Source organism: Rhodohalobacter sulfatireducens (assembly GCF_022012475.1).
Lineage (GTDB): Bacteria > Bacteroidota > Rhodothermia > Balneolales > Balneolaceae > Rhodohalobacter > Rhodohalobacter sulfatireducens.
The window spans coordinates 156,023-168,769 of the sequence record NZ_JAKLWS010000001.1; the positions used below are offsets into that span (position 1 = coordinate 156,023).

Here is a 12,747-nt window from a genome sequence, read left to right on the forward strand (position 1 = left end):
TATATGCATAAATATACAGTAACAATACTCCCTCTCTTTATCTGCATCTTTGCTCTGTTAATTCTTTCTAATCCCGCAACATCCCAGGATAAACCCAACCTCTCTGATGCACTCCGCGAGATGATTGATAACAAGGGCGTGGAAGCTGCAAATCAACATTTTTCTTCGATGAACTCCTCGGAAAGGGAACAGTACACCGTAGACATGGAGGGAATCTCGGAGCTGACAAACACCTACCTGGAGGAGGGCAACATGGAGGCCCTCATGGCAATTTCTGAAATTTCCGGACCCTTCATGCAGGATATGGTTTCCCGGTCGATGGAGCAATATGCGCCTGAAATGGAGGCAATGGAAGAGATGGCTAAAGAACAAGAGGCCGAGAGAGAGCAGGATGCACAACAGCGCCAAGAAGAAAGAACCCTTGAACGTCAGCAAGCTATTATGGAGCGCCAGGGTCAGCCGCGGGACGACCTTGAACGGTTTAAAGGAGTATATGGCAATCCCGATGAACCTGAATCTGCACGACAATTATGGGTAAATGTTTCCTGCGACGGCTACCTGGTTTCCGGGGCAATGTGGGGAGATGCGGCTCCCTGGTGGCTGCGCTCTGAAAGTGAGAATGTTTTTACGATGGAAGATTCTTTTAACAATGTCAGATTGGAGTTTACACCGGGCGGGGATGACCTTGAAATGATTCATAATCTTGATTTTATGGAGAATCCATTGCAACGGGTTGGCCCGCTTCCCGAAGATTGGAATTCATGCATGGAACGTTATCGGTAATTAATTAAAAAATTCTCATATTTTAATTCCGATTCTGTAACAATTCGTTCTTACCTGCATCATAATTAATACACAGGACACTAGAACAAGAGACGGAATAAACACTCCATAAACACCCGTTTAAATCGACGGGCTGGTGGTGAATACGAGAGAAATACCTCTTTAGAATTCCGTTCCATAACATAAAAAAATCAAGACCATGCCAGATCCTACTCCAATCTCCGTAATCAATCCAATTAGAATTAATCCCGGATTATTCAGGTTTTTGCTCAAAAGCCAATGGGCGATTGAACCGATTCTTCTCAATGAACCTCTCAATGATGGAGGCTGGGACGACGCCGGTAAAATGAAATTCGACAAAGGTTGGATCCTTGCTAAAAATGATGCCAATTTCCTTTACCTCGCTATTGACATAACGGCCGATACCGGAAACGATCCGAACACAGATGACTACTTCTGGTTGACGTTTGATGTGAACCGAAACAGAAGCATCAGTTCCAATAAAGATATTAATTATGGGAACTACCCGGGCCACCCTGAAAAATTGGGAAAACAGTTTTACCTGGGCCCCGCAAGATGGACAGGGTTGCACAGCACAGACTCAGAAGTCAGGCAGGAATTCGGCATTTCCGAAAACTCCGATACTCCACACCGTATTTGGAAATTCAAGATTGAATTGAGCGAAATCAACGTAAACCTTGCCTGGCCGCTGGGTACACCACACTCCTTTTTTGGCCTGCGTGTGAAGTCCGACAGTCCATCATTCCGTGAGGATTTTCCTGATAATTTTTACAAGGATTTTTCAGCTCTCAAGCAGATTATTTTCTCCAGGAAACCAAGAATTCCAACCAAAGATATGCACAATATTTTTGGAAGCATCGGCCTGATTCCGTCTAAGAAAATTGGCAGCGACGGTCGGGCCAGCACGGATCCCGGCTATTATGTTCATGTAGAAAATGCGGCCTTTGGCGGCACTCTGAATGTAATCGGTAACCGGAATAAAATTCTTGATATGTGGTCGAAGGACAGGAAAAAGTATAAAGTACAGATCAAAGCACCGGGATCTTCCACATTTGAGGACCTGGTCTCTTCCTGGAATAATTACCGCTGGAATGGTACCGATCATGTTCTTGAAACATTCTCAGCCAGCTCTTCGGGGTTTTATCATCTTGCAGACCCAAGCAAAGATTACTCGATTGATGACCTGTTGATTCAATTCCCAACCGGATTTTTACCTGCCGGCAAAGCAACTCTCAGAATTCAATTTTACGATACGGCCGGAACCGGCAGCTCCCCCGGCGACAGTGAACAACTGGATATTTACATCGACAATCATCTCCCCGCTGCGGTCATTGAAAAAGTGCTTCATAACGGTGCCGAAGTGGACGCCTGCGCAATCGAAAAAATCGGGCCGGACCCCGATGGATTACGCTTCAGGATTACCGCACACGACCCGGAAGGTAATTTAAGAGGTGTAAGTTTCAGAGCAACGTATGGTGAAAATCAAACCACCGGCATCTATAGCGAGGGGTATTCAACCTCAAAAGGAAACTGGAATGGTTTTGAAGACAAACTCTTGCCGGATACATGGCGACCGCCCATCACCTGTGCTTACAGCTTTGTGCTAACCGCAACCGCCCGAACCACAAACGGGTATGGTTATATCGGCAGGAGTACATATCACAAAAACCTAACCCTGTTGCTCGACTAAACAACAAACCCGATTGAAAAGTCATGTGGATTCATGGCTTTTCTTTTTTTTGGATCCTACATTTTTTGATCTATCCGCCGGGTTGCGTATTGTCTGTGAAATTAAAACGAATGACTGGTTCAATTCCGGCAAACGTTCTCAAAAGAATAGATAAGTAACATCTTCTCAAGAATCGTAAAAGGCAGCTAAACGAGTGCAAATGGGGAGTGGACAGTCTTACCTTACTGCAATTATATCTCATGGAGTTTGCATTTTAAATCAACAGAGGCCGGAATAAACGTTCTTGCTTAAAAAAATCATCTTTTTATTTCTGCATTCGTTTAAGTTGAATATTATTATTGAGTATTTAGTGAACCGACATTTGTTCATAGATTGTATTTCAAAATTGCCGGAACCAAAAAATGCGTGATTTAAAACTGTGGATACCCGTCCTGGCTTTTTTCATAAGTTTTGCAGCTACTTATCCAGGCAGCATAATACTTAAAGACGAGGCAAACTATATAAGGCAGGCCAGCGCTTTTGCCAAGGGAGATATTCACGTTACATATGTAAACCCGGTTACACAAGAACGTACCGAAGTGAGGCCAAGTGAGTATCCGCCGGGCACATCACTGATAACCGCTCCTTTTATTTCAATCGGGGGATGGCATGCCGCTCACTGGATGCCGGCCATTGCTTTAGTTTTAGCTATTCTGTTTACAGCATTTCTGTTAAAAATAGCCGGCTATCATCCGGCATATTCACTTTTACTCTTCATTTTTCCACCGGCCCTGGTTATGGCAAGAGTTGTGTCGAGTGATGTGATTAGTGCTACATTTGTTGCTCTCGGATGGCTCCTTTTTTGGAAAGGTATTTCAAAAAAATCAACCCCTGGTACATCTCTATTATTTTTATCCGGTTTTGTGGCAGGGATCTCCATGCTGATTCGGGAAACGAATGCGTTGCTCTTTGTGCCACTTTTTTTAGGGGCCTTAATTCGGAAAGACCGGGGATGGAATTGGATTCTTGTTGGCGGTTTACTGGGTTTATCCATTCGGCTATTTGCAAGCTACCTGGTATTTGGAGATCCCATGTTTGCGAAAGAAAACGCCGGATTTTCTTTCTATGCAATTTCGAATAACATCCTCCTCTATCTTGTGGCACTTACTATTTTTGCACCCGGCGGACTGCTTTTTGCCGCTTTGTATAAAGGGAAACGCAGATATGAGGTTATCTCTACCGTATATATCTTTTTTATTTTTTACCTGGTCTATAATTCAGGCTACGAAACAAGCGGATTTCTAAAAAGCCTGGCACTGGGGCCGCGATTTTTTATTCCTCTTTTACCCGTAATGGCTTTGGCCATGGCCGAATCAGTTCCAAGACTATTCAATCCAATTTTTCTGAAATTTAAAAGACGGCAATTTATCCTCCGAGGGGGACTTTTACTCATCACAAGCGGTATCATTCTCACAAATGTTCTTTTACATGAATGGGCGGAAGTCCATGAAAATATCCAGGAAAAAATTGAAGAGCATGTCCCTGAGAATTCAGCAGTGATTACCAATTTTCAGGCAACTCTTAAATATGTATCTGAGCTGCAGGGCTATCCCGCACGAGTGAATTTTTTCGAGCTTACTCCTGAAGAAGCAGAACAAATTGGAGACGCCTATATAATTTTTGTACAACGATCCGAGAGTACCTATTGGAGAGAAACTGCCGGCAGTGAAAACCGTTTTTTGGAAAGTATTCCCACAGAACCGGTTTTCAATCAAGAATACCTGGATAATTATCATCTGAAAATTTACAGAACCAACTGAATAGTTCATTGAAATTTCAAAGTCAAAATTACAATTCTTGTCTTCCCTTTAAGAAAGCAACGGTGGATGATATTTGTAATCCCGGCTGTGAACTCCCGGAAATATTTCTACCCTCAAAAACGGTAATTTCCGATTTGTTGTAACTCGAATTCAACTTGATTACATTGCTCGCCTACATACCTAATTAGTTTTTTCTTTCTTTGTTTTAAATAATCTTACATCATTAAGACTTAGAATTTTTTCCTGAATAATGCGGGCTACATCAAAAATGAAGAATCAAGTATCTATTGTTATTCCTGCTTACAATGAAGAGCAGGGGGTGAGCAAACAAATTTCAGCTATTCATGAAGTTATGGCAAATTCAAACTGGAATTATGAGTTAATTCTGGTTGATGACGGGTCAACGGACTCCACAATTGAAGAAATTAAAAAACATGATGTAAAGATCATTCGCCTGCCGGAAAACCGAGGATATGGAGCTGCCTTAAAAGAGGGAATCTCTAAAGCTGAAAACGACCTCATTGTTATAACGGATGCCGACGGTACTTATCCTGCAGATGCAATACCTGAATTACTCGCTAAGAGTAATGGGTATGACATGATTGTCGGTGCCCGTACTACAAACGACGCAAAATTACCATGGGAGCGGCGGCCGGCAAAGTGGATATTAAGAAAGCTGGCCAGTTATTTGGCAGGCTATAAAATTCCTGATTTAAACTCAGGACTGAGAGTCATGAAAAAACCTGTAATCGAACGTTTTTTTCATATTCTTCCATCCGGTTTTTCATTTACCACAACCATTACACTTTGTATGCTCTGCAATGATTACCTGGTGCATTACCATCCAATCAGTTATGCAAAAAGGATCGGAAAATCTAAGATCCGCCCGATTGATACCTATCACTTTTTTCTTTTGATATTGAGAACCATCATACTGTTCAATCCCTTAAAAATATTTTTGCCATTCGGAACTCTATTTTTTCTGCTTGGATTTGCAAAACTGGTTTTTGTCGACTTCCCTTTAAGAAATGTTTCTGAAACAGCTGTTCTCGGCTTTTTGGCAGCGTTCATTATTTGGGCCATTGGTCTATTATCAGATCAAATTGCAAGGGTGGGGCTGGCTCGAAGATAACATCCAGATGGCAGACAAACATCTATTATCATATGTAAAGCATCCGGCTGTAAAAATTATATTCAGTCTCGCGGTCATTATTATTCTTCTTTTTTGGCTGCCTGTATCTGAGCTGTGGGAAAGTATTCGAAAAGTATCATTTACTACATGGCTTTTTGTACTTGCAGGGTTTCTTTTTGGCCACTGCCTCGGAGCTTTTAAATGGAGGCTGCTCATAAATATAACAGGACGAAAATTACCCCTACCTGCGGCACTGCGCTTTCACTTCACAGGATTGTTTGCAAATCTATTTCTTCCGTCTCTTGCCGGTGGAGATATTGTTAAAACCGGTTTAGCCATTCAGTTTAAAAAAGAAAAAGGAATTCCAATTTTTGGAACTTTAACAGACAGGCTGATTGATACCGCATCTGTTGTTTTTATTATAGCATTAGCAGCACTGCTGTCTCCAAATTTCTTATCGGAGGCGGATCAGAGAATAGTCTTCGTGATGTTCATACTATTAACAGCAATTTCTCTTGCCATTATTGTATTTCTGATGCTGCCTGTCCATCGAATTTCGAACAACCGCATCCGAAACTTGCTGCGAAATATTAAGGGTGTTCTCTCATCCATCATGGATAAACCCTTGAAGCCCGCCATTGCTTTTTTACTATCCTTATTAATACAGTCCATTTTTATACTGCTAACCGTTTACCTGGCATCTGATATTTCTGTTCATTTACCTTTAGTCTTGTGGTTTTTGGTATGGCCGCTCGCAAAGTTATCTGCACTCCTGCCAATAAGTCTTGGTGGGATTGGTGTTCGCGAAGCTGCGCTTGTTGTTCTTTTAGGCCGATTGTCTATCCCCGCTACGGACGCAGTTGCTTTAGGATTACTTTGGGAGAGTATTTTAATTACCGGCGGTATTTTCGGCGGATTATACTACCTGATTCACAAAATAATTACAGGTGATAAAGAAACCTCGATTTTTGATTTTTCGAAAAAGAAATTTGAAAATAACAATCTTAACGAGTTTAATAGATGAGTAAACCAAACATACTAATTCTGGGTGCAGGACCTGCCGGCGTTGGCGCTGCTTATCAACTTACGAAACTCAATAAGGCAAATGTTACTGTTCTTGAGATGAAGGATACTCCCGGCGGGAATTCGGGAAGTTTCTATGAAGAGGGTCTGTATTTAGATTATGGGAGCCACCGTCTGCATCCGGCATGTGATGAGGCAATTCTCAATGATATAAAAGCTCTCTTGGGAGACGATTTAGTTCTTCGGCCACGGCATGGGCGGATTCGGTTAGAAAAAAGGTGGATCCATTTCCCGTTGAAAGCATCTGAATTGGCCACAAAGTTGCCCATCTCCTTTTCAATGGGTGTTGGTTTAGACATGGTTCGAAGCATTTTACCTAAAGCGAAAAGCAAAGATCTGAATCAAGAAAATTTTGCAACCCTGCTGGAATCGAAATTGGGAAAGACTATTTGCAGGGAGTTCTACTTTCCATATGCCAAAAAAATATGGGGTTTATCTCCTGAAAAGATCTCCGTTGTACAGGCGGAAAAAAGAGTATCAGCGAACTCATTTGCAAAATTATTAAAAAAAGTTTTCTCAAAACCCCAGAACACCGGCATCAACGGACTTCCCTCTTTTTATTATCCCAAAAAGGGATTCGGCCAGATTACTCAAGCACTGGCTTCTGAGGCTGAAAAATACGGGGCTAATTTTATTTTTAATGCCCGGGTAAAAAAAGTGGAAACCAAAAATGGTACCGCACACTCCGTTCAGGCGAATTCCAACGGAAAAAAACATGAATTTGAAGCAGATTATATATGGTCAACACTTCCGGTAACCGGGATGGTAAAAGGAATCGATCCGCCCGCTGATGAGAACCTTCAAAAAGCAGCCAATGATATAAAATTTCGTTCGATGGTTTTGATCTACCTGTTTATTCAGCAGGACAGGTTTACAGAGTTTGATGCTCACTATTTCCCGGGAGAGGAAATTCCCATTACCAGGTTGTCTGAAACAAAAAATTACAGTGATACAGATTATCCGGAGAACCTGACGGCGATATGCGCCGAGCTGCCGTGCCAGTTTGAAGATGATGTTTGGAATATGGGAGAAGAGGATCTTGGAAAATTGGTCGCTGATTCATTAAAAAAAGCAGGTATCCCTGTTCAAAGCACCGTAAAAAATGTAGTGGTAAAACGGTTAAAACACGCTTATCCCATATACAATACCGGTTACGAAAAAAAGTATCAGCTACTCGATGATTACCTGAGTGGGATTAATAATTTACTTGTATTTGGCAGGCAGGGATTGTTTGCTCACGACAATACGCACCATGCACTCTATATGGCTTATTCGGCTGTGGATTGTATTGATGATGAAGGCGAGTTTGATGATGAAAAATGGGAAGAATACCGGGAAGAGTTCAAGACTCATGTCGTAGTAGATTAAATGAACATACCTCTATTAAGTTTGAACTTTAAGCCTCCATCCGCATCGGGTCCCTCACTATTTCAAATCATACCGTTATAAACAAATAAGAACGCGTTTACCTGCTAGAGCTCTATCCTCGCCACATGCAGTGGCTTCCCTGGTAAACGCGAAAATAAGATAAATAAGCTGATTTTTTTCACTGAGATAAGAGTTTTAAAACTGTATTTTATGAGAACTGTAATTCCCTAAAAGATGTCTGCATGAGGATAAAAACCGGTAAGGCTGAATTTGATTTCTTTGATACCTAATTCATTTTACGTTATCACCGGCTCAAAATATCGATTCAAATAAACTGTGAAGTGATTTAAAAATGATGGAATCCTGCTCGATCGTTATTCCCGTTTACAAAAGTTCAAAGAGCATAGAAATTCTTGTTGAACAGATCGTTGAACTGGGAAATAAACTTGAGCAAAATTTTGAGATTATCCTGGTAAACGACAGTCCTTTTTTTCTTGATACCGTTCAATCTCTAAAGCGTTTATCTGAGAAGTATCCTTCAATAATTACCATCACCCTCCGAAAAAACCAGGGACAGCATGTTGCCCTTCTTGTGGGCCTAAAAAATTCTACTGGACAGTATGTCATCACAATGGATGACGATTTGCAACATCCTGTGGAAGAGATTCCTAAACTGCTATCAGCTATAAAAGAGAATAAAAATTTAGAAGTGGTTTTTGGAGTGCCCGCTCTCGGTAAAAAAAAGCACAGTTTCTGGCGAAATTTGGGTAGTTATTTTATTAACAATAAAGCGGATTCTTTCATCAAGAATGCTCCTGAAGGCATTCGGAAGTCCGCTTTTCGAATTATGACAAGGGATGTGAAGGAGATCATCTTAAAAAATTACAACGCCATGCCTGCCGTTTCAAGCTTGTTGGTGAATGCTACTTCTCAGGTTGCAAATGTTGAAGTTGAACACAATGAACGGCTCTATGGTAAAAGCCAATACACACTGCGGAAACTTATCAGCTTGAGCCTGAATAATATTATCTATTATTCGGCATGGCCCCTGAAGGCACTGGGGGCGTTAGGCGTTTTTGGGTTTTCTTTTTCGATGATCTTTATACTCTATACTTTATTCCAAAAACTGTTCTGGGGAATCTCATTTCCCGGTTACGCTTCAACGGTTATCCTTATCAGCTTTTTTGGAGGTTTGAACCTGTTGGCCGTCGGTATTATCGGGGAATATCTCATCCGAATTTTAAGAGAGCAGCAAAAATGGGATTTGGACGATTACATCAAGGAGATTGACTGAAATATTCGTTCACATGTGAGGTGATTTTCAAGATCTCCTCATCAGAGAGCCGGTAGTAGAAAGGAAGTCTTACCAACCGGTCGGTATACTTATCTGCATACGGCAGTTCGGGACCTTCATATCGATCTTTGTAAAAATGACTCTTATGCAAACTTTGATAATGAAATACAGCCAATATATTGCTCTTATTCAAATAGTCGATCAATCCAGTTCTTTGCTCTTCAGATTTACAAACCAGGTAAAACATGTGGCCATTGTTTGTGGCATATTCAGGAATCACTGGAATTTGAATGCCAAAATCATCTGCCGCGAGTGAAAGACGATCGTAGTACAAATTCCAAATCTCTTTGCGCCTTTGCTGTATCTTTTCCAGGTTTTCGATCTGTGCCCACAGGAAAGCCGCGGTCAGTTCCGATGGCAAAAATGATGACCCCGTATCCACCCAACCATATTTATCAATTTCTCCCCGAAAAAAGGCCGCTCTGTTGGTTCCTTTTTCCCATATGATTTCCGATCGGTCAATAAAACGCTCATCATTAATAGCCAGGAGGCCACCCTCTCCGGCATTGATATTTTTTGTTTCGTGAAAGGAGAAGGCCGCAAGGTTACCTATACTTCCAAGTGGATGACCTTTGTAATTCGATTCGATGGCCTGGGCTGCATCTTCAATCACTAACAGGTCGTGTTGATTGGCCAGGTTCATGATGAGATCCATATCGCAGGCGATACCGGCGTAATGAACAGGAACGATGGCTTTTGTTTTATCAGAAATGAGTGATTCTATCGACTCTTCATTAATCCCGGGATGATCGCTTCGACTGTCTGCAAATTTTATGACTGCACCTTGTCTTACAAATGCCAGCGCGGTGGATACAAATGTATAGGAAGGAATGATGACCTCATCTCCGGGCTGGATATCTGCCAGAAGTGCACACATTTCAAGTGCATCGGTGCAAGATGTTGTAAGTAATGCCTTCTTGAAGCCATATCGTTCTCTGAAAAATGCCTGACACTTTTTTGTGAAGGCACCGTTTCCAGAGATTTTCCCCGATGATACAGCCTCCTTGATATAAGCCGTTTCATTTCCCGTTAAATGTGGTTTATTGAATGGAATTTTATCCATGCTGCACTATAGTTTTTTTAAATCCGGTATATTTTTTTGCAAACCTTCACTAAATAAAAATCCGGCACCAATAATATTATTCATAAATATTCCAAGAAGATTAAAGAAGCTTACCAGTAATGCAATCTCCATGGGAACACCAAACTGCCCGAACAGTATGATGAATGCCCCCTCTCGAACCCCAAGACTGCCAATGGAAATCGGTATGATGAACAGCAAAAAAAAGACCGGTGATGCAAATAAATTTATTATAAAACTGATCTCATAGTTTAAGGCAACAAAAACCAGGTAACTGCTGAAAGCGGAAACCACGAGATTACTAAAAGAGAGTACCATCGTTATGATCACCAGTTTTGGTTTTTTAAATACCGAAAGTATACTGTCTGAGGAATCAAGATCTGCTCTGATTTTCTTTTGAATGCTCTGATTTGAGATTGAATTCACAATCCTTCTCTGAACTCTTTTGTAGTAATAACTACTAACCCTCCGAACCGGCAGCTTTAATTGATAAGTAACAAGTAGTCCTGTTGTAATTATCAGTAGAGCCGCTATGCTCCAGTAATAGATTTCCCAAAGAAGCTCCCTGTTTTGTACCAGGGAGTCCGATATAAATGGAAATATTCCCAAAGCAAGCAGCAATACCGCAATCAATGCTGCAAACTTTTCTGCGAGAATTGTGATAAATGCCACAGTATATTTCTGTAACTTTTTTCCTACTACAGCTACCCTGTACGCATCCCATCCAATACTACCCGGTGTAAAAAATCCAATTACCATGCTACCCCAAAATTGCTGAATAATATAGAACAGGGAAATGTCTGTATTGGAGTAAAAACGAGTTAAAAAATACCATCGCAGGGAACCGATCAAAATCTGAACAGGCCGAACCAATATTGCCAACCCGATGATATATGGATTGGCACTTTTCATGTTTTGGAATAGTAAAGGGATATCAATTTTTCGAAAGATCAGCCACAACAGAATAATTGGCAGTACCAGGTAAATTATCCTTCTTGCTGTTTTTAAAATCCCCGATAATTTTATGTTTTTTGATGAAATATCGATCTATTAAGAATCCTTTTATTCAATTAATTTATTTTTTACGAGCTGAGTTTTCCCATTCCTTTCTTTTGGAATTCTATCTGTAAGGGTAAACTCAATTTTCATATCATCACCAAGCCTGGCTTTCACTAATTTTGCTAACTCTTGTTCAACCCGATTTCTTATCGTGGAGTCCTTCAGAATAATATAAACTTCAAGTTTGTCCGGGCTATTTTGTACAATCTGTGTCTGAAGAAGTCCATCTACTTTTTCATAAGAGATTATTGAGTTTAATTGGAAATTTGGAAATGGTACCAAATAACCATTCGTATCGAAAAGAACATCTCTTTTTCTGCCTGATATATTTCCAACGACTTTATGTTTCATGCCACACCTGCAAGAACTGTTGCTCCATGTTGCAAGGTCACCGGTTTTGTACCGTATAAATGGCATTGAATAGTTATAGAACGATGTTGCCGTGATCTCTCCCTCCTCTTTATCACCAACAGCTTGGTTATTATCATCCAATAGTTCCATTATAGAAAACTCCATATGTTGGTGCAGTTGATGCAGCTCACATTCTGAAATCAGGCATACTCCCTCCCACTGCGTAAAAACATTGAACACAGCACAATCAAATGATTTCTCTATTATTGACCTGTACTCAGGCAGTAAATTTTCTGAATATGTAATGATACTCTTTAATGAGAAATTGATTTCATAAGATGTATGATCAATAAATTGAGCCAGTGTATAGATAGCCGTTGGATATCCTCTTATTATTTTAGGCTTTAATTCGGATAGTTTATCAAGGATTCGCTTACAATTCTGATGATCAAGAAAAAAAGCAGAAATTTGAAGAGAGTTTAACATCCGGTTGTACTTCCAGAGATTTTCCTCAGAACCCAAAAACATCCCGTCTACCTGAGCCCATCTCATATAGGGTTGATAACCGGCCATTTTCCATATGCGCCAAAAAAAAGTAAATCGAGCTATACTCACGTTTTTATCTTGAAGGAATTTCAAAGGCGACCCGGTAGAACCGCTGGTTTGATTTTGATAGGGGCTAAACTGCTCAGAATTATCAGCAATCAGATCGTCATATCTCTCTCTGATGATTTCTTTGGTCAACACCGGAATCGCAGGAAGATCTTCCTTCGTCCGAATATCTCCAGGTTTTATTCCATGTTTATTAAACAAGTCACGGTAATATGGAACATGTTTATAGGCATGTTGAATGAGGGATTTGAGCTTTTCATTTTGATGCTCAACAATCCTCTCATACGAAAAATCCCTCGATCTCTTCAGAAACCGGAAAAGTTTGACGATCTCAACAGGGTACAGGTAATCTGAAATTTTAAATTTCATAAAAGAAGTAATTAAACTTTGGGCAATTAATCACCTCATTTTTAC

At 40.7% G+C, this 12,747-nt stretch carries 10 protein-coding genes; 7 read left to right on the forward strand and 3 right to left on the reverse strand.

All coding sequences use genetic code 11. The features are described from left to right. Positions 1–3 precede the first annotated feature (3 nt). From L6773_RS00670 to L6773_RS00700, 7 genes are all read left to right on the forward strand, one after another. Positions 4–783, forward strand: coding sequence for a hypothetical protein (locus L6773_RS00670; RefSeq protein ID WP_237851906.1), 780 nt, complete (start codon positions 4–6; stop codon positions 781–783). 199 nt (positions 784–982) lie between these two features. Continuing rightward, positions 983–2,494 (forward strand): hypothetical protein, encoded by a 1,512-nt coding sequence (locus L6773_RS00675; protein WP_237851907.1) that lies wholly within the window; start codon positions 983–985, stop codon positions 2,492–2,494. A 401-nt stretch (positions 2,495–2,895) separates the two neighbouring features. Further along, positions 2,896–4,293 (forward strand): ArnT family glycosyltransferase, encoded by a 1,398-nt coding sequence (locus tag L6773_RS00680; protein ID WP_237851908.1) that lies wholly within the window; start codon positions 2,896–2,898, stop codon positions 4,291–4,293. A gap of 268 nt (positions 4,294–4,561) precedes the next feature. Next, positions 4,562–5,425, forward strand: coding sequence for a glycosyltransferase family 2 protein (locus L6773_RS00685; RefSeq protein WP_237851909.1), 864 nt, complete (start codon positions 4,562–4,564; stop codon positions 5,423–5,425). 7 nt (positions 5,426–5,432) lie between these two features. Continuing rightward, entirely contained in the window at positions 5,433–6,449 is a 1,017-nt protein-coding gene (locus L6773_RS00690; protein ID WP_237851910.1) for a lysylphosphatidylglycerol synthase transmembrane domain-containing protein, read from the forward strand. Next, positions 6,446–7,876: an FAD-dependent oxidoreductase gene (locus L6773_RS00695; protein ID WP_237851911.1), complete on the forward strand. Its 1,431-nt coding sequence runs from the start codon at positions 6,446–6,448 to the stop codon at positions 7,874–7,876. The genes L6773_RS00690 and L6773_RS00695 overlap by 4 nt, the downstream gene beginning before the upstream one ends. Positions 7,877–8,228: 352 nt before the next feature. Then, positions 8,229–9,170 carry a glycosyltransferase gene (locus tag L6773_RS00700; RefSeq protein WP_237851912.1) on the forward strand — a complete coding sequence of 314 codons (942 nt, stop codon included), beginning with the start codon at positions 8,229–8,231 and terminating at the stop codon, positions 9,168–9,170. On the opposite strand, the gene rffA is transcribed toward L6773_RS00700, so the two are convergent. From rffA to L6773_RS00715, 3 genes are read right to left on the reverse strand one after another with little or no spacing between them, the layout of a single operon-like run. Beyond that, positions 9,154–10,293, reverse strand: a complete 1,140-nt coding sequence (gene rffA, locus L6773_RS00705; RefSeq protein ID WP_237851913.1) for a dTDP-4-amino-4,6-dideoxygalactose transaminase — start codon at positions 10,291–10,293, stop codon at positions 9,154–9,156. The two genes, L6773_RS00700 and rffA, sit on opposite strands and share 17 nt — an antisense overlap. A gap of 6 nt (positions 10,294–10,299) precedes the next feature. Further along, on the reverse strand, positions 10,300–11,358 hold the full coding sequence (locus tag L6773_RS00710) for a lysylphosphatidylglycerol synthase transmembrane domain-containing protein (protein ID WP_369431056.1): 1,059 nt from the start codon (positions 11,356–11,358) through the stop codon (positions 10,300–10,302). A gap of 15 nt (positions 11,359–11,373) precedes the next feature. Beyond that, positions 11,374–12,702 carry a phenylacetate--CoA ligase family protein gene (locus L6773_RS00715; RefSeq protein WP_237851915.1) on the reverse strand — a complete coding sequence of 443 codons (1,329 nt, stop codon included), beginning with the start codon at positions 12,700–12,702 and terminating at the stop codon, positions 11,374–11,376. Positions 12,703–12,747: the final 45 nt, after the last annotated feature.